The sequence below is a fragment of the Geobacillus sp. BMUD genome (assembly GCF_013096845.1).
GTDB lineage: Bacteria > Bacillota > Bacilli > Bacillales > Anoxybacillaceae > Geobacillus > Geobacillus vulcani.
In genome coordinates, this window is sequence record NZ_SDLA01000007.1 from 20,129 (window position 1) to 39,354 (window position 19,226).

21 protein-coding genes, 2 pseudogenes and 1 riboswitch are annotated in these 19,226 nt (G+C 51.2%); of the genes and pseudogenes, 16 read left to right on the plus strand and 7 right to left on the minus strand.

The window, feature by feature from the left end; genetic code table 11:
* Window positions 1-28: 28 nt before the first annotated feature.
* A complete protein-coding gene (locus ETC05_RS09700) occupies window positions 29-928 on the minus strand; it encodes an RluA family pseudouridine synthase (RefSeq protein WP_171660901.1) in 900 nt (299 codons plus the stop codon).
* A 138-nt stretch (window positions 929-1,066) separates the two neighbouring features.
* Between ETC05_RS09700 and ETC05_RS09705 the strand changes: the two genes are divergently transcribed.
* On the plus strand, window positions 1,067-1,465 hold the full coding sequence (locus ETC05_RS09705) for a YhcU family protein (protein WP_031405547.1): 399 nt from the start codon (window positions 1,067-1,069) through the stop codon (window positions 1,463-1,465).
* A gap of 157 nt (window positions 1,466-1,622) precedes the next feature.
* Here the strand turns inward: ETC05_RS09705 and ETC05_RS09710 are convergent.
* The 3 genes and pseudogenes from ETC05_RS09710 to ETC05_RS09720 form a co-directional block, all read right to left on the minus strand.
* Window positions 1,623-2,291 (minus strand): annotated as a pseudogene (locus tag ETC05_RS09710) (RNA-guided endonuclease TnpB family protein); the annotation flags it as partial.
* Window positions 2,292-2,344: 53 nt separating this feature from the next.
* Window positions 2,345-2,818 carry a thioredoxin family protein gene (locus ETC05_RS09715; RefSeq protein WP_031405543.1) on the minus strand — a complete coding sequence of 158 codons (474 nt, stop codon included), beginning with the start codon at window positions 2,816-2,818 and terminating at the stop codon, window positions 2,345-2,347.
* A complete protein-coding gene (locus tag ETC05_RS09720; protein ID WP_031405541.1) occupies window positions 2,815-3,252 on the minus strand; it encodes a disulfide oxidoreductase in 438 nt (145 codons plus the stop codon). Before ETC05_RS09720 ends, ETC05_RS09715 begins: the two co-directional genes overlap by 4 nt.
* Window positions 3,253-3,433: 181 nt before the next feature.
* Between ETC05_RS09720 and ETC05_RS09725 the strand changes: the two genes are divergently transcribed.
* Together ETC05_RS09725 and ETC05_RS09730 are read left to right on the plus strand one after the other, a co-directional pair.
* Complete coding sequence (locus ETC05_RS09725) at window positions 3,434-3,880, plus strand: CBS domain-containing protein (RefSeq protein WP_011230073.1); 447 nt, start codon at window positions 3,434-3,436, stop codon at window positions 3,878-3,880.
* Between the two features lie 114 nt (window positions 3,881-3,994).
* Window positions 3,995-5,752 carry a phospho-sugar mutase gene (locus ETC05_RS09730; protein WP_171660902.1) on the plus strand — a complete coding sequence of 586 codons (1,758 nt, stop codon included), beginning with the start codon at window positions 3,995-3,997 and terminating at the stop codon, window positions 5,750-5,752.
* Window positions 5,753-5,799: 47 nt separating this feature from the next.
* Here ETC05_RS09730 and ETC05_RS09735 read toward each other — a convergent pair whose 3' ends face one another.
* Window positions 5,800-6,057, minus strand: coding sequence for a YhdB family protein (locus ETC05_RS09735; RefSeq protein WP_031405535.1), 258 nt, complete (start codon window positions 6,055-6,057; stop codon window positions 5,800-5,802).
* Window positions 6,058-6,237: 180 nt separating this feature from the next.
* Here ETC05_RS09735 and ETC05_RS09740 point away from each other — a divergent pair, with 180 nt between their 5' ends.
* Window positions 6,238-6,495 (plus strand): hypothetical protein, encoded by a 258-nt coding sequence (locus ETC05_RS09740; RefSeq protein ID WP_031405533.1) that lies wholly within the window; start codon window positions 6,238-6,240, stop codon window positions 6,493-6,495.
* Window positions 6,496-6,516: 21 nt separating this feature from the next.
* Here the strand turns inward: ETC05_RS09740 and ETC05_RS09745 are convergent, their stop codons facing one another.
* Window positions 6,517-7,122 carry a DedA family protein gene (locus tag ETC05_RS09745; protein ID WP_031405531.1) on the minus strand — a complete coding sequence of 202 codons (606 nt, stop codon included), beginning with the start codon at window positions 7,120-7,122 and terminating at the stop codon, window positions 6,517-6,519.
* A gap of 170 nt (window positions 7,123-7,292) precedes the next feature.
* On the opposite strand from ETC05_RS09745, the gene ETC05_RS09750 reads away from it, so the two are divergent.
* The 6 genes and pseudogenes from ETC05_RS09750 to ETC05_RS09770 all read left to right on the plus strand — a co-directional run bounded on the left by ETC05_RS09750 (window position 7,293) and on the right by ETC05_RS09770 (window position 11,232).
* A complete protein-coding gene (locus ETC05_RS09750) occupies window positions 7,293-8,714 on the plus strand; it encodes a SpoVR family protein (RefSeq protein WP_013523016.1) in 1,422 nt (473 codons plus the stop codon).
* 100 nt (window positions 8,715-8,814) lie between these two features.
* Window positions 8,815-8,892, plus strand: a pseudogene (locus ETC05_RS18300) (cytochrome bd oxidase small subunit CydS); the annotation flags it as partial.
* Between the two features lie 88 nt (window positions 8,893-8,980).
* Entirely contained in the window at window positions 8,981-9,271 is a 291-nt protein-coding gene (locus ETC05_RS09755) for a hypothetical protein (protein ID WP_171660956.1), read from the plus strand.
* Between the two features lie 107 nt (window positions 9,272-9,378).
* Window positions 9,379-9,481: riboswitch (guanidine-I (ykkC/yxkD leader) on the plus strand.
* 55 nt (window positions 9,482-9,536) lie between these two features.
* On the plus strand, window positions 9,537-9,857 hold the full coding sequence (sugE, locus tag ETC05_RS09760) for a quaternary ammonium compound efflux SMR transporter SugE (protein ID WP_031405526.1): 321 nt from the start codon (window positions 9,537-9,539) through the stop codon (window positions 9,855-9,857).
* Between the two features lie 395 nt (window positions 9,858-10,252).
* A complete protein-coding gene (locus ETC05_RS09765; protein WP_171660903.1) occupies window positions 10,253-10,525 on the plus strand; it encodes a YkvA family protein in 273 nt (90 codons plus the stop codon).
* Window positions 10,526-10,539: 14 nt separating this feature from the next.
* Window positions 10,540-11,232, plus strand: a complete 693-nt coding sequence (locus tag ETC05_RS09770) for a TerC family protein (RefSeq protein WP_171660904.1) — start codon at window positions 10,540-10,542, stop codon at window positions 11,230-11,232.
* Window positions 11,233-11,272: 40 nt separating this feature from the next.
* Here the strand turns inward: ETC05_RS09770 and ETC05_RS09775 are convergent, their stop codons facing one another.
* Window positions 11,273-11,722 carry a hypothetical protein gene (locus ETC05_RS09775; protein ID WP_171660905.1) on the minus strand — a complete coding sequence of 150 codons (450 nt, stop codon included), beginning with the start codon at window positions 11,720-11,722 and terminating at the stop codon, window positions 11,273-11,275.
* 304 nt (window positions 11,723-12,026) lie between these two features.
* On the opposite strand from ETC05_RS09775, the gene ETC05_RS09780 reads away from it, so the two are divergent.
* The 6 genes from ETC05_RS09780 to ETC05_RS09805 all read left to right on the plus strand — a co-directional run bounded on the left by ETC05_RS09780 (window position 12,027) and on the right by ETC05_RS09805 (window position 19,188).
* Entirely contained in the window at window positions 12,027-14,102 is a 2,076-nt protein-coding gene (locus ETC05_RS09780) for a carbon starvation CstA family protein (RefSeq protein ID WP_171660906.1), read from the plus strand.
* The gene (locus tag ETC05_RS09785) at window positions 14,095-14,298 is read left to right on the plus strand and encodes a YbdD/YjiX family protein (RefSeq protein ID WP_011230117.1); all 204 of its coding nucleotides are present in this window, start codon (window positions 14,095-14,097) and stop codon (window positions 14,296-14,298) included. The genes ETC05_RS09780 and ETC05_RS09785 overlap by 8 nt, the downstream gene beginning before the upstream one ends.
* A gap of 152 nt (window positions 14,299-14,450) precedes the next feature.
* Window positions 14,451-15,374 (plus strand): ketopantoate reductase family protein, encoded by a 924-nt coding sequence (locus ETC05_RS09790; RefSeq protein WP_171660957.1) that lies wholly within the window; start codon window positions 14,451-14,453, stop codon window positions 15,372-15,374.
* A gap of 133 nt (window positions 15,375-15,507) precedes the next feature.
* A complete protein-coding gene (locus ETC05_RS09795) occupies window positions 15,508-17,175 on the plus strand; it encodes a glycoside hydrolase family 13 protein (protein WP_171660907.1) in 1,668 nt (555 codons plus the stop codon).
* 55 nt (window positions 17,176-17,230) lie between these two features.
* Window positions 17,231-17,767 (plus strand): YfiT family bacillithiol transferase, encoded by a 537-nt coding sequence (locus ETC05_RS09800; RefSeq protein WP_031405513.1) that lies wholly within the window; start codon window positions 17,231-17,233, stop codon window positions 17,765-17,767.
* A 215-nt stretch (window positions 17,768-17,982) separates the two neighbouring features.
* Window positions 17,983-19,188, plus strand: coding sequence for an MFS transporter (locus ETC05_RS09805; protein ID WP_171660908.1), 1,206 nt, complete (start codon window positions 17,983-17,985; stop codon window positions 19,186-19,188).
* Window positions 19,189-19,226: the final 38 nt, after the last annotated feature.

Consider the following 19,226-nt stretch of genomic DNA (forward strand, 5'->3'; position numbering starts at 1 on the left):
CTCCCCCATCGAAGGAGGGCGGAGGAGATCAATGGTAAATGCGCGAAAGGTCGGTGGGAAAATCGCTTGTTGGCGCGAGGCAAATGACCTCTTCGTTTGTAAACGGATGGCGGAACGTTAGCTTAGCGGCATGAAGCGCATGGCGGTGAAACACTGGTTTGCCGCCATAAAGCACATCGCCGACGAGTGGATGGCCGAGATGGGCCAAATGGACGCGGATTTGGTGCGTCCGTCCGGTCTCGAGAGAAAGCTCGACAAGCGATGTTGACGAGAATGTTTTGATGACGCGATAGTGTGTCACCGCTTTTGCTCCCGTTTTCGAGACGCGACGGCGCGTTGGATGGTGGCGGTCACGGCCGATTGGCGCGGAAATGGTTCCTGATTTCGGGGACAAACGACCGTGAACAAGGGCGACGTACGTCCGCTTGATGGCGCGGTGGGCGAGCATCCGATCGAGCGTCGCACCGGCGAGCGGGTGTTTGGCAAATAAAATCGCTCCCGACGTGTCGCGGTCAAGTCGGTGAATGTGGCGCACTTTTGTTAAAATTGCCTGCGACTGCAAATAAAACGCGACCGCATTGGCGAGCGTGCCGGTTTGCCCCGGTTCGGACGGATGAATGTCGATGCCGGCTTCTTTGTTCAAGACGAGCAGATGGTCGTCCTCCCATAAAATCGAAAGCTCCCGATATTCTGGAACGATGAACGACGGCTCCGGCTCATATGCGTAAAGCTGAAGCCGGTCGCGTTCGTTGAGCACCGTCTTCCAGGGAACAGCCTGGCCGTTCAGTTTGACGCCGTGTTCCATCCGCCAACGGTGGGCGAGCTTTTTCGAGGCGGCCCATACGTCTTTCAGGAGCTGTTCAATCGTCAAACCGCTCCACCAGCTAGGGATGATGCATTCCAGCCAATCGCCTTTTCTTGTCCACAAAAGTTGTCACACTCCCAATTGTTTGTTAGCTGTGGAAACACTTTCTACCCCTATCCTTGCGCGAGATATGGTACACTCATAGTATCGTCTTACTGATGGAGAACGCAAGCATTGCGGCGAGAAAAGGTGGTATGGACGTTGAAAATGATGTATGCGGCGACTCCAGAGCAAGAGCATTACATGCAGTATTTGCTCAACTACTTTTATACCGATGTGTTTCCGTATTACTTCGATGATGAACAAATCCGTCAATTTGAGGAATGGGGCATTCTTTCACTGGACCACGAACACGTTAAATATAATGGAACGATGAAAGAGGCTTTCCAAATCATTTCGGCGTTGCAGTCGCTCATTACCGTCATCGAATATATCGGGGAGCATGGGGATTTGGAACAGTATGAATGGCTGTTTGTTCGCAATCAAAAGATTTTGGCTCGCCATGGCATTGCCTTTCCTTTTCATGCCAAGCAATTCACTTGCAGGCGGCTTTGGCCGTGCAGCGTGTATGCGCCTGCGACGAGCCAATGGGTGATTTGACAATCCGCACGCCTAAAGGTGTGGGATTCTTGGGTCGTTAACGCCCTCATCCATTTCTGGTTCGGACAACGCCCAAGTTCGGGGGTGTGTCATCACCCCGTCCCATCGGGTTAGGATGTACCCCAATGGGCGGCGCACCTGCGACCAGTGCGCTAGGTTAGGCGGCGAAGCCCGAAATCGCTTTGGCGATGTTGATCGCGCCATTCAAGTCGGCGTGGAGGGTGTATCCGCACTTTTGGCATCGGAAGCGGATGCCGTTTCGGTTCGCTTTCTCTCGATGCCCGCATCGGCATGTTTGAGTTGTGTAGGTCGGATTCACCCATTCCACCCGGATGCCGACCATTTCGGCTTTGTAGGCAATCATCGTTTGCAGTTGATGAAACACCCATGAATGAAGGCTTCGACCGGCTTCTTTGGCCGATGTTGCCCGCTTTCGAATCCCCGTCAACTCTTCCATCCGAATCACGCCAACACCGTTGGCGAGGGCAAAATAGACAATTTGACAGCTGATTTTGTGGTTCACATCCTTCATCCAGCGGGATTCTTTATGGCCGATTTTGCGAATCATCTGGAGCTTCTTGGCTTTACCCAATGTTCGCCGCAGAGCCGCATATCGTCGGCGAATGAAGGCGCATTGATTCCCTTTGAAAAACAACGATTTCGTTCCTACGCTGGCAACGGCAATATAGCGAAGTCCCAAGTCAACACCCATCACCCTGGTTTCGTGTCGCGGTTCCACTTCAAACGTGATGGTGATGGCGAAATACCATTTCTTTCTCTTTTTGTAGAGCTTTGCTGTCCCTTGTTTGACGGTTCCAGATTGCAGGCTACCATTTTTTCAGAAGCATTCAATATAAAAATGCTCGCTTTTATCCCACTTCACTTGTCACTGTGCAATGAGGAAAACCAGTTTCGGAACGCTTGTTCATCATGATATCCTTCGATGCGTTTCCTCTCTTTTCCGTTTTCGTAATAGACGATGGTCGGGGTGGCTTCAATATGGTATGCATCCCATCCGTCTTCGAATTCAAGCAAGTTGAACAGCTTTAAATCGATGCCGAGCTCCTTTGCTAGCGGCACGACGATCGGCGTTGTCCGCTGGCAGTGTGGACATGTCGGGCTGTAAAAGTAAACGGTGAGCGTCTTTTTCTCAGCCAGCTGTTGTTTCAACTCCGCGGGCAAAATAATGTTGCGGTAGTTCGGGTCGTCAAGTTGGGCAATGGTGGCCGGATGCAGCTTGTTTTTATGGTAAGGGTTTCCTTTTGCTGCTTCGTTTTGCTCATAGGAGGTAACAAAGGCGATGGCGGCAAATAGGGCGATGATGATGCCGCCAAATGTGAGCAATTTTTTCAATGTTCGCTCCCCTTTCTTTGTTGGCGCATGATGGTCCAACTTAGCAACATAATGATCATAAAGGCAGTTAGCGCCAAGAATGGAATGGTGATAAACCCAAGCCAGTTGATATATTGCCCTGTGCACGGAATGCGGCCGCAGCTGATGGCGTATTCTTGAAGAAGCGGGATTTTTTGCAGTCCATAATGATACAAGGAAATGCCCCCGCCAATCAATGACAGTGTGAAGCTATAACGAGCTGCCGCAGCGTCTTTGCACACGATGGCGATTCCTAAAATGATGACTTGCGGATACATAAAAATGCGTTGAAACCAGCACAGGTCGCACGGAATGTACCCAAGCACCTCCGAAAAATAAAGGCTTCCGAGGGTGGCGATGAGCGCAGTCGCCCATGCGGCCAAAAGCAAGTGTTCCGCGCGTTTTTCTTGTTCCATTCTTCTCCCCTTCTTCTGTTGCAGACACCGTTGCCCGATCTTACACTGTTCAGCTTCATTATAAGGGATGGGAAACGGCGCGTCCATTCATAACCGGCAAAGGGCAGGAAAGAAAACAACATTTTCTATCTATATCGCTCAACAAACGAGCCATACTAATCGGTGAAAGGGGAGGATCACATTGACGAACAACAGCGGAAACAAAGTGCAGGACATTATGACGAAAAACGTCGCAACGATTTCGCCGAACCAAACGGTGCAAGAAGCAGCGCAAATCATGAGCCAAAAAAATATTGGTGCGCTTCCGGTTGTGGAAAACGGGCAAGTCAAAGGGATGATTACGGACCGCGATATTACGTTGCGTGTTTCGTCCCAAGGAAAAGACCCGTCGACCGTCAAAGTAGCAGAGGTCATGACGAACCAAGTCGTCACCGGTACGCCGAATATGAGCGTACAGGAAGCCGCGAATGTCATGGCCCAACATCAAGTTCGCCGTTTGCCGATCGTGGAAAACAACCAGCTTCAAGGCATTGTTGCGCTAGGCGATATTGCGACGAACAGCGCATCAAACGAAGCGGCTGAACAAGCGTTGACAAACATTTCTGAGCCTTCGCAGCCGCAAGGGTAATGGAAGAAAAAGGATGTCCATCTTTTCCCGGACATCCTTTTTCTTTTGGCAGGTATATTGTATGATGGGAGCGAATACATAAACAGGGAAGATGAAAAGCAAGGGGGAACAGCCATGGAATGGAGACAAAAATATGAACAATGGCTGCGTGAGCCGCAGCTCGATCCGGAATTGAAACGGATGCTGGAACAACGCCGCGATGATGAACGATGGCTGGAGGATTGCTTTTACAAAAATCTCGAATTTGGCACCGGCGGCATGCGCGGCGAGATCGGCCCGGGAACGAACCGAATGAACATTTATACTGTTCGCAAAGCGTCGGAAGGATTGGCGCGATACATACGATCGTTTGGTGATGAGGCGAAGCGGCGCGGGGTCGTCATCGCCTACGACTCGAGGCATCAATCGCCGGAATTTGCGATGGAGGCGGCGAAAACGTTGGCCACGAACGGCATTCAAACATACGTGTTTGATGAATTGCGCCCGACGCCGGAACTGTCGTTTGCTGTTCGCTATTTGCGGGCGTTTGCCGGCATTGTCATCACCGCCAGCCATAATCCGCCGGAATATAACGGCTATAAAGTGTATGGAGAGGACGGGGGACAGCTGCCCCCTGCTGTCGCCGACCAAGTGATCCGCTATGTCAATGAAGTCGAAAACGAGCTCGCCATTCATGTGGAAGATGAGAAAACGTTAAGAGAAAAAGGTCTTATTCGCATCATCGGAAGCGAAGTCGATGATGCTTATATCCATGCGGTCAAAACGATGTCCATTCATCCAGAGCTCGCAAGGGAAACGGCGATCAACATTGTGTTTACGCCGCTTCACGGCACGTCAAACAAACCGGTGCGCCGCGCCCTCGCTGAACTCGGCTACCAAAACGTCTTTGTTGTCAAAGAGCAGGAGCGGCCGGATCCGAACTTTTCAACTGTCGCTTCGCCCAATCCGGAAGAGCATGCGGCGTTTGCCATGGCGATGGAGCTTGGCGAACAAGTGAACGCCGATCTGCTCATCGCCACCGATCCGGACGCTGACCGGCTCGGTATTGCGGTAAAAAATGGGAGCGGGGAGTACATCGTTTTAACCGGCAACCAAACGGGCGCGTTGCTGCTTCATTATTTATTGTCGCAGCGCAAGGAAAAGGGCTTGCTTCCACCCAATGGGGTCGTCTTAAAGACGATTGTCACGTCCGAGTTCGGGCGGGCGATTGCCGCCTCGTTCGGCTTGGAGACGATCGATACGCTGACGGGATTCAAATTCATTGGGGAAAAAATCAAGGAATATGAGCAAACAGGGCAATATGCGTTCCAGTTCGGATATGAGGAAAGCTATGGGTATTTGATCGGCGATTTTGTCCGCGACAAAGATGCCGTGCAGGCGGCTGTCCTCGCGGCGGAAGTGTGCGCGTTTTATAAAAAGCAAGGGCTATCGCTGTATGAGGCGCTCTTGCAATTGTTTGACCAGTACGGCTATTACCGCGAGGGACAACGATCGCTCACACTGAAAGGCAAGGAAGGAGCAGAGGCGATTGCCGCGATTTTAACCTCGTTCCGTCAACAGCCGCCGGTGGAGGCCGCGGGGAAAAAGGTGACGGTGATTGAGGATTACAAAACGAAAGAGCGGACGAACACGTTGACCGGCGAAAAAACGGCCATTGATTTGCCAGCATCCAATGTGCTCAAGTATATCTTGGAGGATGGCTCGTGGTTTTGTCTGCGTCCATCAGGGACGGAGCCGAAAATAAAGGTGTATTTCGGCGTCAAAGGGACGTCGCTGGAGGACAGCGAAGAAAGACTAGCGCGCTTAGCAGACGCCGTCATGCAACGCGTTCAGGACGTGCTCAGTACCGTTTCGCCTTCTTATGCGCAATGATCAGCACAATCTGCGGGGAATTGGATGATGCCAATTCCCCGTTTATTTTACGAGTAAAACTGCACGTACTGCTCGACTCCCATTTTTTGTTCGCTCACTTCCAGCGCATGATCGATGTAGCGCAGCAAAGCGTGCAGCCGTTCCTGAATGACGGAGTAGTCGTGCTCAAAATTGTAAGCGTGGAGAAATTTTTCAATTTTTTTCGATAAAATATCATCAGGTGTACGCACCATTAAAATGAGCAAATTGTCCCATTCGGAGCGATGCGTGTAATAGAGCGCCTTATCATAGTCGACGGTGTTCAAGCGGCATGCCTCCTTTATCGAGAAGGAGTCACTGTTAGTGTATGACGGCAGGGCGTTTTGTTGCCCTGTAAATGTTGCGACAGAAGGCAAAATATAAATTATAACCGAAAGGAAAGCGAAAAAGGAAAAATAAATGTTGCAATTTTGTGACAAGGATAGTATCCTCAAAATAAGGGGATGATGAGAATGAACAAACGGCATGAAGGGCAAGAAATGATCAACATGTGCAAATGGATGGCGTCAGTGGGATTGATTGTCGGAGTTGCACTGTTTTTGCTTAGTTTTATCGCAAACGCTTACAACAAAGACTTTTTCTTGACGATCGTCAGCTTGGGAATTATGGGGGCGTCGATGGTGATATTTGGATTCGGCTTGTTTATGGGATTGCTGACGGAAACGTACCATCGCGGCCCGCGCGAGAATGTATGGCGCACGTAACGAAATAAAAAACACCGGTGATTATTCCGGTGTTTTTCGTTTTTGTTGGATGTACCAATAGAAGATGGCGAAACTGAGAACGGCTAGAAAGGCAGGAAATAAGAATGGGCGGTAGGCATGGATGTACTGCTTGACGGCCATCCAGCGGCTTTCGAAATAGGCGCCGATCGTCAAAAAGACAGCGACCCACATCATGGCCCCGCTGTAAGCGAACAAAGCAAATTTTCTCCAACTGTAGGCGTTCATGCCGGCCCAAAAGGCGGCGAGATGCCGAACGCCGGGGATGAAATAGCAAATGAACAATACCGCTGGGCCGAGTTTCGCAAACAGCGCTTTCGTTTGCTCGAGCCGCTTCTCCGTAAGATGGAGCTTGGGACCGAATTTATGCAAAAACGGCAGCCCGAGCGTAATCCCGAGAACGTAGCTAAGCGAAATGCCCGCTATGGCGCCGATCCAGCACGCAAGAAAGGCGAGTGGATACGAAAAAGCGCCGGTTGAGATGCGATAGCCGGCATAGGTCAACAGCAGTTCGTCCGGAATCGGCAGCCCGATGATGCCAAGCATCAGCGCGACCATAATGCCGATGTAGCCGAAGTGTTCGATAAGATGATGCAAATAATGTTGCAAATGATCACCACGCTTTGCTGCGATGTCGTGTCCAAATCATTATCATTATAATCCATTCAACGCCGAATGGAAATGGGAGGCGACGCAAGATGGGAAAGCGTCGGTGATTGAACGTATCAAAATGTCCTTTCCCTCATACATTGTGATAAAGGAGAAAAGGGGGGATTGTGATGCGGCAGGACGAGCTGAAAGAGCTGGAACGGGCCATTGCGGAGATTACGGAAATTGCCGAAGGATTTGGCCTTGATTTTTATCCAATGCGTTATGAAATTTGCCCGGCGGACATTCTTTATACGTTTGGCGCCTATGGAATGCCGACGCGATTTTCCCACTGGAGCTTTGGGAAACAGTTTTACAAAATGAAGCTCCATTATGATTTAGGGCTAAGCAAAATTTACGAACTCGTCATCAATTCGGATCCTTGCTACGCATTTTTGCTTGATACGAATACGCTGATCCAAAATAAACTGATCGTCGCCCATGTGTTGGCGCACAGCGACTTTTTCAAAAACAACGTCCGCTTCAGCAACACGAAGCGCGATATGGTGGAAAGCATGGCGGCAACAGCAGAGCGGATCAAGCATTATGAACATCAATACGGAAAATTGGAAGTGGAAAAATTTTTGGATGCTGTCTTGGCTATTCAAGAGCATATCGACCCCTCGCTCCTGCGGCCGAAGCTGTCATGGACGTGGGAAGATACGGAAGTGTACGAAGAGGAAGAGCCTCCGAAGACATCGACGCCGTACGATGATTTATGGTCGCTCGACGAGCGAAACAAGCTGAAAACGCCGCCGCGAAAAAAACGGCGCAAATTCCCGCCGCAGCCGGAAAAAGATGTGCTGTTGTTCATTGAAGAATACAGCCGTGAGCTTGAGGACTGGCAGCGCGACATTTTAACGATGATGCGTGAGGAAATGCTTTATTTTTGGCCCCAACTCGAGACGAAAATCATGAACGAAGGCTGGGCGACGTATTGGCATCAGCGCATTTTGCGCGAGATGGATTTGACGAGCGATGAGGCGATTGAATTTGCGAAACTGAACGCCAACGTCGTGCAGCCGTCGCGCACGGGCATTAACCCCTACTATTTGGGGTTGAAAATTTTCGAAGACATTGAAGAGCGTTGGAACAACCCGACCGAAGAGATGAAAAAATACGGCGTCAAGCCGGGGTCGGGGCGGGCGAAAATTTTTGAAGTTCGCGAACTGGAGTCGGACATTTCGTTTCTGCGCAACTATTTGACGAAAGAGCTCGTCATGCGCGAAGATATGTATTTGTTCCAGAAACAAGGAAAAGAATATAAAATCGTCGACAAAAACTGGGAGCATATCCGCGACCAACTCGTCAGCATGCGGGTCAACGGCGGATTCCCGTATATCACGGTCAATGACGGCGATTATATGCGCAACGGAGAGTTGTATTTAAAACATTGGTATGAAGGGATTGAACTCGATCTGAAGTATTTAGAAAAAGTGCTCCCATACATTTATCAGTTGTGGGGCCGTCCGGTCCATATGGAGACGGTCGTCGAGGAAAAGCCGATGTTGTTTACGTATGACGGGAAGACGGTGCATCGAAAATATTTGTGATGACGAAAGGCAGGGACATCCTGCTTTTTTTGTTTGCCGCCATAAAGGGTCCATCAAAGGAATACGGGACGGAAAGGGGAGGCAAGCTTTTGGGTCATGTGCGGCGGCGATCATCGTCGCCCTGTCGATCATCGCCGCGTTTTGGGCTGGTTGGAGAGATGTGCACGTAAATGAATAAACACAATGCCAGCGTCTTAGCAATGCATAGTTTGCCGCCAATCGCCCACACTAGCGGATGACAAGACGTGAAGAAAGGATGGGTGATCATGAAAGAAGTGTTGCAACGGGTAAAGGAACAGCTCGAGCAGGCGTTTGGCGAACCGCGCTCGACAAGCCTGGACGGGGCGCTCCATGAGCTTGCACAGTTGAAAGCGAACGCCGGAGAAAAACGACAAATGATTGAGGATGTCATCCGTGCGGTGACTCACGCGCGCAATGCGCGAATGGAGCTTGCCGAGGCGGGAGATGAATCGGCGACGAACGCTTTCGCTGAAGCCTATCGGGCGCTCGATCAAGCGATTGAGTCGTACAGCGATGTTGATAACGATCCCGTATGAGGCAGGTGGGAATGTCCCATCTGCTTTCTTGCTGTGCGGGCGGCACGATGGTCAAATCAGTAGCCGATTGGCCACAAACATGGTACAATAACAGCGGAAAAACGAAGAAACAGGTTTTCTAGGGTTCCGCGGCTGCTTTGCGGCCGGCCTGCGACCGAGAGAAAACGCGCGGCATCGCCGCGTGCACGGAGGGACAAAAGCCCAGGAGGAGTATCATGTTGATATTTCTCACGGCTTTTTTCTTTTTCGAAAGGAGGAATGGAACATGGCGTGGATATACTTAGTTGTCGCCGGCGTATTTGAAGTTGTTTGGGCCATTGCGCTGAAATATACGGCGGGGTTTACTCGCCTTTGGCCTTCTGTCGTCACCGTTTTAGGGATGGTCGCCAGCTTTTACTTTTTATCGATGGCCACCAAAACATTGCCCATCGGCACTGCCTACGCGGTATGGACGGGAATCGGAGCGCTCGGGGCGGTCGTCATCGGCATGCTGTTTTTACATGAGCCTGTTAACGCGCCGCGGATCGCCTTTTTAGTGTTGATCCTCGTTGGGATCATAGGGCTGAAATTCACCGCTGGGCAGTAAGGCGAAAAATGGGAGACGTCAAACGTGCAACACCATGTTGGCTCTTGATCGGCGTGGAAACATCGCCTTTTTTGTGTGATGCTTCGGCACAAATGGATTGACAGGGCGTATCAACATTGAATATGATAAAGTTGAACAAAGCGATATCGTTTTGTTAAAGGGGAGTAGCTTTAACAGCAAAGTCGTCAGTTCAGGGTGCACACCCTCGGCTTTGTTGGCAACGGCGACGTTGTTAGCGAGACCTTTACCGATGTTGGTAAAGGTCTATTTTATTTATGGAGGCCTTTACCAAGGATGGTAAGGGCCTTCTTTCATTTCATGAAACAAAAGGGGGGAAGATAATCGTAAAGGAAGATAGGTTCGGTTTCAAAAGAACAAAAAGTGGAGGGGATGGCATGCACAAATGGTGGAAACGGCTCCGCTTCATCATTCATGTCCGGCGCTTTCTTCCGTTTTTGTTCGAATTTTTCGTTTCACATGAAGTGCCAAGGCGAAAAAAATTGTTTTCCGTCGGTTTGCTGCTTTTGTATATAGCGCTGCCGCTTGACCTCATTCCCGATTGGCTTGCGTTGTTTGGTTTGATCGATGATTTGGCCGTCTTCCTATTTATTTTGCAGCAAATCATGAAGATGGCTCCGATTTCATTAAAAGAAAAATATAATCTGTAAAGGGGGATTCCTCCATGGATCTGTTGTCAGCAGAGTTTTGGACGGCGTTGCTGTCGATCGTCATTATTGATCTTTTGTTGGCAGGGGATAATGCGATTGTCATCGGACTTGCGGCCCGCAACTTACCTAAACACCAGCAAAAAAAGGCCGTTGTCTGGGGGACGGTCGGCGCCGTTGTCATTCGGGCGTTGGCGACGATCTTCGTCGTCTGGCTGCTGAAAATTCCGGGCCTCTTGCTTGTCGGTGGCGTGTTGCTTGTCTGGATTGCCTATAAGCTGTTGATCGAGGGAAAGAGCCACGACGATGTCGAAGCTGGGGGAAGTTTATGGGAGGCGATCCGCACGATCATTATTGCCGATGCGTTGATGGGGCTGGACAACGTATTGGCGGTCGCTGGTGCGGCGCATGGAAGTTTTTTCCTTGTTGTTCTCGGGTTGCTCATCTCCGTTCCGATCATGGTGTGGGGCAGTACGCTCATTTTAAAATGGATCGAGCGTTTCCCGATCATCATTACGATCGGAGCGGGCGTCCTCGCCTGGACGGCGGCGAAAATGATTGTCGATGAGCCGTTTTTAAAGGCGTATTTTGCTAACCCTGTCGTGAAGTATGGATTTGAGCTGCTCGTTGTTGTGGTTGTCATTGCGGCGGGAGAGATGAGAAAACGAAAAAGCGCCAAAGAGCCGCAACCGAAAGCCGCCAATGAATAATTGGCGGCTTTTGTAGTGGGAGCCATCGCTAAGTGGATGGCTATTTCCATTTCAGCAGCAGAAATTGCAGCAGCCACCCAATGGAAAGCCCGGGGATGACACATAAGATCGGCAGCCAAATCGGCCCTAACAACACGCTGCCGATCGTCACGTGCGATGAATACATCAAGCCGACCGTCACAAAGTAGGCGGAGACGACAAACGGCAAAAATGAGTACGGCGTTCGCCCGCCGCCAGCGTCTTTAAACGCATCCCACATGGCAAAAAAGTATAAACATGGATAAAACATCAGCCATCCGATATCGACAATGCGGGCGGCCTCATCCGTACGTCCCAAAAAGCTGAGGCGGATGGCTTCATTGAATCGGGATTGGGTGTTAATCACAAATTCCAACGCGATAAACAAAATTCCCTTTATATATTTTTTGTTCAACAGTTGCCCAAATCCAGGCAAAGCAATGCTCCATAACAACGCTTCGATCGCCTTCACCTTCTCGAACCCTTTACTGAGATAATATTAGTTGATCGTTGCTTCGTCCGTTGCACCGTCAGATGGAGCTGGGGACAATCGATGGGTGCTTCATTGGTCAGTTGCTGGTTAAGCCGATGGGTGCAATTACATTTTTTGCGCCAAAGACTTGTTTTATACTTTTGTGAAATAGGAATGCAGAAAAACCTCCCTATCGAACCAAACCATACATTAGCTGAAGATGAAAAAATACTTTAAATTTTTTAGAATAATGAATATAATAATAGCGTAAAGAATTTTGACAAATCAAAAAGGAGGAAGCCGTGTGAAAGGGCTAAAATCGATTTTGTTATGGGGCCTGATTTCCGTCCTTGGGGCCGCAGCGTTTGCCATTTTGGCTTTAAGCCGCGGCGAGTCGGTCAACGCCATGTGGTTGATCGTCGCTGCCGTCTGCACCTATGCGGTCGCCTATCGATTTTACAGCCGGTTTATCGCCCGCAACGTGTTTGGTCTTGATGATAACCGGAAAACGCCGGCGGAAGTGTTCAATGACGGAAAAGACTATGTTCCGACAAACAAATGGGTGTTGTTCGGGCATCACTTCGCCGCCATCGCCGGCGCTGGACCGCTTGTCGGGCCGATTTTGGCCGCGCAGATGGGGTATTTGCCGGGGACGCTTTGGATTGTGATCGGCGTTGTGCTCGGCGGAGCGGTGCAAGACTTTGTGATTTTGTTTGCTTCGATGCGCCGCAACGGGAAGTCGCTCGGCGAGATGATTAAAGAGGAAATGGGTCCGGTGACGGGCTTTATCGCAGCGCTTGGTATTTTGGGCATTATGATTATTTTATTGGCTGTGTTGGCGCTCGTCGTTGTGAAAGCGCTTATCGGAAGCCCGTGGGGGATGTTTACGATCGCCGCGACGATTCCGATTGCGATTTTGATGGGCATTTACATGCGCTTCATCCGTCCGGGGCGCGTTGCTGAAGCGTCGCTTGGAGGATTTGTGCTGTTGATTTTGTCGATCGTGGTCGGGCAATATGTCGCGGAGCACCCGACGCTCTCGGCGATGTTTACGCTAAAAGGGGAAACGATCGCCATCTTAATGATCATTTATGGCTTTGTCGCTTCGGCGCTGCCGGTATGGCTGTTGTTGGCGCCGCGCGACTATTTGAGCACGTTCTTGAAAATCGGCACGATCGTCGGACTGGCGCTTGGCATTTTCGTCGTCATGCCGGACTTGCAAATGCCGGCGGTGACGAAATTTATCGATGGCACTGGGCCGGTGTTTGCCGGCAATCTGTTCCCGTTCTTGTTCATTACGATCGCTTGCGGCGCGGTGTCTGGATTCCACTCGCTCGTTTCATCCGGCACAACGCCGAAGATGATTGAGCTTGAAAGCCATGCGCGGCCGATCGGCTACGGTGCGATGCTGATGGAGTCGTTCGTCGCTGTCATGGCGATGGTGGCGGCTTGCGTCTTGACGCCAGGGGCGTATTTTGCCATCAACAGCCCGGCGGCTGTCATCGGAACCGATGTGGCGCAGGCGGCAAAAGTGGTATCGTCATGGGGCTTCACCGTCACGCCGGATATGCTTGCGCAGCTGGCGAAAGACGTCGGCGAGCAAACGGTGTTGTCGCGCACGGGCGGGGCGCCGACGTTGGCGATCGGGATGGCGCACATTTTATCAAGCGTCATCGGCGGCAAGGCGCTTATGGCGTTCTGGTATCACTTTGCCATTCTGTTTGAAGCGCTGTTCATCTTGACGACCATTGACGCCGGCACGCGCGTCGGCCGTTTCATGATCCAAGACATTATGGGTACCTTCTACAAACCGCTCGGCAAAACGGATTCGCTTGTCTCGAACTTGATCGCTACGACCCTTTGCGTACTGGCATGGGGTTACTTCCTGTACCAAGGTGTCGTCGACCCACTCGGCGGCATCAACACGCTATGGCCGCTGTTTGGCATCGCCAACCAAATGTTGGCTGGCATCGCCTTGCTGTTTGCTACGACGGTGCTGTTCAAAATGGGGAAAAAAGCGTATGTCTGGGTGACGCTCGTGCCGACGACGTGGCTGCTTGTCGTCACGCTGACGGCCGGGTATCAAAAACTGTTCCATGAAAATGTCAAAATTGGTTTCTTGTCGCATGCGAAACTGTTCCAAGACAGCTTGAGCCAAGGCAAAATTTTAGCGCCGGCAACGAATGAGGCGCAAATGCGGCAAATTATTATGAACGACTACATTGATGCGACATTGTGCGCGATTTTCATGCTCGTTGTTATTGCGATGTTGATCTCGGCGTTGAACATCTGGATCAAAGTGTTGCAAAACAAACATGTGCCGCTCAAGGAAGCGCCGTATGTGCCGCGCAATGGAGAGGGAGCGAAGCACTATGCCTAAATGGCTGCAAAACGTTTTGGCTTATCGCCGACAGTTTCTTGACTTGCTTGTCGGCGTGCCGAGTTATGAAAAATATGTGGAGCATATGAAAACCCATCATCCTGGCGAGCCGATCAAGTCGCGGAAAGAGTTTTTCTGCGAGGCGCAAGAGGCGCGCTACAATGCCAAAGGCGGCAAAGTGTCGCGTTGCTGCTAGCGGCCGGGAAGGAAGGAGGGGCGCGTCCCCTTCTTCCTTTTTTCTTCTTGTTCATCATCGCTAGGGAAAATGTTCGGTTGGCGGCATGGTTTTTGCGAAAAACGTTGGGAGCGTTGGATCAACCCTCAGTGGAGAAGGGAGCGGTACATACGATGCGCGTTCTGTTTGTCGGAGCGGGAGCGGTCGGTGGGTATTTCGGCGGCCGTCTCCTTGAAAAAGGGGTGGACGTAACGTTTCTTGTCCGCGAGCGGAGAAAACAGGAATTGGAGAGATACGGACTTGTCATCCACAGCGTCCATGGTGATGCGGTATTGGCGCCGAAATTGCTTGTTGCTGGCGAATCGGCCGAGCCGTTTGATCTCGTTTTGTTCTCAAGCAAAGCGTACCATTTAGACGGTGCCATCGCCGACGCCAAACGATATGTCGGCAAGGAAACGATGATTTTGCCGCTGCTAAATGGCATGGCTCATATGGATGCGTTGTGGGGAGCGTTCGGCCGAGAGAATGTCTTAGGCGGGCTTTGCTTTATCGAAACGACGCTAAACGAGAGAGGGGAGATCATCCAAACGAGCCCGGTGCATGAGGTGCGTTTCGGCGAATGGCCTGCAGGACGGACTGAACGAGTCGAGTTGCTCGAATCGCTGTTTGCCGGCGCCAATGCTCGTTTTCGCCTAAGTGAACAAATTGCCGCTGATATGTGGAATAAATATTTGTTCATTGCGACGATGTCGGGCGTGACGACGCTGTTCCGCGCCCCGATCGGGCCGATTCGTTCCGGCGAGTACGGGAGCGTCATCATCGATCGGCTGTTTCGAGAAATCAAAACGATCATTCAGGCACATGGGGCGCCGTTGACGGATGAAATGGCTGAACGGCAGCGTGCTCAGCTGGAGCAAATCGCCCCGACGATGAAATCGTCCATGCAGCGTGATATGGAAAAAGGGCAACTCATCGAAGCCGACCATCTACAAGGGTATTTGTTGACGTTGGCGAAGCGGTGCGGCATCGAGGCTCCGCTGCTTGAGGCGGTGTATCACAATTTAAAAATTTATGAAGCGGGCCGCGCAACAAGTTGATCCATCCCAGCCGTTTGGCAGGAGCGTGCAGCTCCGCCAGACGGCTGTTTTTTTGAGAAAAAGAGAAGTTGTTTGCCGCACCAATATAGTGTACAGTTAATAGTGAAAACGTGTGCACAGAGGAGGAACTGCGGTGAAAAAAGCGTGGTGGAAAGAGGGCGTCGCCTACCAAATTTATCCGCGTAGTTTCATGGACGCGAATGGCGACGGCATTGGCGATCTTCGTGGCATCAGAGAAAAATTGGATTATTTGGTAGAACTAGGGGTTGACATCGTTTGGATTTGTCCGATTTACCGATCGCCGAACGCCGATAATGGATATGACATCAGCGACTATTATGCCATTATGGACGAGTTTGGAACGATGGACGACTTCGATGAATTGCTTGCTGAAGCGCATCGGCGCGGGTTGAAAATCATTTTGGATTTGGTCATCAACCATACGAGTGATGAGCATCCGTGGTTTATTGAATCGCGTTCATCGCGGGACAATCCAAAGCGCGACTGGTACATTTGGCGCGACGGCAAGGATGGGCGCGAGCCGAACAACTGGGAAAGCATTTTTGGCGGCTCGGCATGGCAGTATGACGAGCAGACAGGACAGTACTATTTGCATATTTTTGATGTGAAACAGCCCGATTTGAACTGGGAAAACCACGAAGTGCGCCAGGCGTTGTACGAGATGGTCAACTGGTGGCTGGATAAAGGCATCGATGGATTCCGCATCGACGCGATTTCCCATATTAAGAAAAAGCCAGGCCTTCCTGATCTTCCGAATCCGAAAGGGTTGAAGTATGTGCCGTCGTTTGCCGCCCATATGAACCAGCCGGGGATTATGGAGTATTTGCGAGAGTTGAAAGAGCAAACGTTTGCGCGGTATGACATTGTGACGGTTGGCGAGGCGAATGGAGTAACGGTTGATGAGGCCGAACAATGGGTCGGAGAAGAAAACGGCGTATTTCATATGATTTTTCAGTTCGAGCATTTAGGGCTATGGAAAAGGCGAGCGGATGGTTCGATCGATGTCCGCCGGTTGAAGCGGACGTTGACGAAATGGCAAAAAGGATTGGAAAACCGTGGGTGGAACGCGCTCTTTTTGGAAAACCACGACTTGCCTCGATCGGTGTCGACATGGGGAAACGACCGCGAGTATTGGACGGAAAGCGCGAAGGCGCTCGGGGCGCTCTACTTTTTCATGCAAGGGACGCCGTTCATTTACCAAGGGCAGGAGATCGGGATGACGAACGTGCAATTTTCCGACATTCGCGACTACCGCGATGTCGCTGCCTTGCGTCTGTATGAGCTCGAACGGGCGAACGGCCGGACGCATGAGGAAGTGATGAAGATCATTTGGAAAACCGGGCGCGACAACTCGCGCACCCCGATGCAATGGTCTGATGCCCCGAACGCTGGATTCACGACAGGTACGCCATGGATCAAAGTGAACGAAAATTATCGTACGATCAATGTCGAGGCCGAACGGCGCGACCCGAACTCGGTGTGGTCGTTTTATCGGAAAATGATTCAGCTTCGGAAAGCGAACGAGCTGTTTATTTACGGAACGTACGATCTGCTTTTGGAAAACCACCCATCCATTTATGCGTACACAAGAACGCTCGGCTGCGATCGGGCGCTTGTCATTGTCAATGTATCCGATCGACCTTCGTTTTACCACTATGACGGCTTCCGCCTTCAGTCAAGCGATTTGGCGCTCTCGAACTACCCGGTTCGTCCGCATCAAAACGCAACGCGCTTTAAGTTGAAGCCGTACGAGGCGCGCGTATACATCTGGAAAGAATAAGAAGGAATTGGCCTTTCCGTGTGGAATGAATGAATACGGAAGGGAGATGATCAACATGGCAACGGTCGATCCGATTCGCTACCCGATCGGAACGTTTCAAGCGCCGGAGCGGTTTCGCTCCGAGGAAGTGCAAGAATGGATCGCCGCTGTGCGCGAGTTGCCGAATGCCTTAAGAACCGCTGTTTCCGGCTTGAACGATGAACAGCTGAACACGCCGTACCGCGCCGGCGGCTGGACGGTCGCCCAAGTCGTCCATCATTTGGCTGATGCAAGCATGAATGCGTTTTTGCGCACGAAATGGGGGATGACGGAAGACGGCCCGACGGTGAAGTCGTTTGCAGAAAGCGAATGGGCGAAAACAGTTGATGCCCGCTCGTTGCCCATTGAACCGTCGCTTTTAATGCTTGACGGGCTGCATGCGCGATGGACGGCGTTGCTTGAATCGATGACGGAAGCAGATTTTCACCGAACCGTTCGGCCGGAAGGGGCGGTTGGTGAGATGCCTCTGTATGTATTGACCGCGTTGTATGCATGGCATGGGAAACATCATACCGCGCAAATTACGTCGTTGCGCAAACGAAAAGGATGGTAAAGGCTGCCGATTCTTCGGCGGCTTTTTTCTTACGCACAATGGAAGGATGATGCTGCGCAAACAACACCGGGAACCCTGTCGGCTGGGCGGCCGTTTTGTCGTCATCCTGCCGGGAGAACAATGAAATAGCATTTTGCTTAAATGGCGGCATATGATTATGTTATACTAACAAATATTAAGGGACACGAAATACATAGTTCGCAAGGGGGATCGGTATGGGAGCGGAGCAGCAGCCGCTTATTGAAGAACAAAAAGAAAAAATATGGACGAAAGATTTCGTTTTGATTTGTTTGGCTAATTTTTTTGTGTTTCTTGGGTTTCAAATGACGCTGCCGACCATTCCGCTGTTTGTCGAGCATTTGGGCGGCAACGATCAGCTGATTGGCGTTGTCGTCGGCGTGTTTACGTTTTCGGCGCTCATCGTCCGTCCGTTCGCCGGCCATGCGCTTGAGACGAAAGGGCGCCGGTTTGTGTTTTTATTAGGGCTTCTCATTTTCGTCATTTCTGTCGGCTCCTACAGCTTGATCTCAAGCATTTTCCTTCTCTTTTTGATGCGGATCGTCCAAGGAATCGGCTGGGGGTTTTCGACAACCGCATCCGGAACGGTAGCGACGGACATCATTCCAGCGAGCCGACGCGGGGAAGGGATGGGCTATTACGGGCTGTCTGGGAATATCGCCTTGGCGTTTGGTCCGTCCCTTGGACTTGTGCTTGCCGCCATGATTTCGTTTAGCCATCTGTTTGCCATTTGTGCAGCGCTTGGAGTGGCTTCGGTGCTGTTTGCCGCCGCGATTACGTATAAAAAAGCGGAAGCCGTGCATGGCAAAGGAATGAATAAATGGGATTTGTACGAAAAAAGTGCCTTGACTCCGTCGGTATTGTTGTTTTTCTTGACGGTGACGTTCGGCGGCATCGCCTCGTTCTTGCCTCTGTATACGGCGCAAAAACAGATCGGTGGCCTGCAGCTGTACTTTTTGCTTTATGCGCTTGCCTTGATGGTGACGCGAACGTTCGCTGGCCAGTTGTATGACCGAAAAGGGCATCGGGCCGTTTTTCTCCCTGGCGCGGGGCTGATTTTGTTGGCGATGCTTCTTCTCGCTTGGCTGCCGGGAGAATGGGCGTTGCTTTTGGCGGCGGTGCTGTACGGTTTCGGCTTTGGCATGGTGCAGCCGGGGCTGCAGGCGTGGTCGGTCGAGCGGGCTCCTGCCCACCGCAAGGGAATGGCGAACGCGACATTTTTCTCATTTTTTGATTTAGGGGTCGGCGTCGGGGCGATGGTGTTTGGGCAAATCAGCCATTGGTTCGGTTATCCGAGCATTTATTTAGCTGCTAGCGGTTCGGTGCTCCTTTCGATGCTTGTCTATTTGTCGGTTTTGCACAAAAAACAATCGCTTCGCCCCAGGGAACGAAAAAACGCTTAGGGATAGCCCCTAGGCGTTTTTTCTGCCCAGCGGCGCAT

Bases quoted from the DNA above. Each gene is read 5' to 3' on its own strand.
- ETC05_RS09755 (WP_171660956.1), top strand. From the start codon at position 8,981: ATGAAAGAAGTGTTGCAACGGGTAAAGGAACAGCTCGAGCAGGCGTTT.
- ETC05_RS09740 (WP_031405533.1), top strand. From the start codon at position 6,238: ATGAGAATGAACAAACGGCATGAAGGGCAAGAAATGATCAACATGTGC.
- ETC05_RS09765 (WP_171660903.1), top strand. From the start codon at position 10,253: ATGCACAAATGGTGGAAACGGCTCCGCTTCATCATTCATGTCCGGCGC.
- ETC05_RS09750 (WP_013523016.1), top strand. From the start codon at position 7,293: ATGCGGCAGGACGAGCTGAAAGAGCTGGAACGGGCCATTGCGGAGATT.
- ETC05_RS09805 (WP_171660908.1), top strand. From the start codon at position 17,983: ATGGGAGCGGAGCAGCAGCCGCTTATTGAAGAACAAAAAGAAAAAATA.
- ETC05_RS09720 (WP_031405541.1), bottom strand. From the start codon at position 3,252: ATGGAACAAGAAAAACGCGCGGAACACTTGCTTTTGGCCGCATGGGCG.
- ETC05_RS09785 (WP_011230117.1), top strand. From the start codon at position 14,095: ATGCCTAAATGGCTGCAAAACGTTTTGGCTTATCGCCGACAGTTTCTT.
- sugE (WP_031405526.1), top strand. From the start codon at position 9,537: ATGGCGTGGATATACTTAGTTGTCGCCGGCGTATTTGAAGTTGTTTGG.
- ETC05_RS09800 (WP_031405513.1), top strand. From the start codon at position 17,231: ATGGCAACGGTCGATCCGATTCGCTACCCGATCGGAACGTTTCAAGCG.
- ETC05_RS09730 (WP_171660902.1), top strand. From the start codon at position 3,995: ATGGAATGGAGACAAAAATATGAACAATGGCTGCGTGAGCCGCAGCTC.
- ETC05_RS09770 (WP_171660904.1), top strand. From the start codon at position 10,540: ATGGATCTGTTGTCAGCAGAGTTTTGGACGGCGTTGCTGTCGATCGTC.
- ETC05_RS09790 (WP_171660957.1), top strand. From the start codon at position 14,451: ATGCGCGTTCTGTTTGTCGGAGCGGGAGCGGTCGGTGGGTATTTCGGC.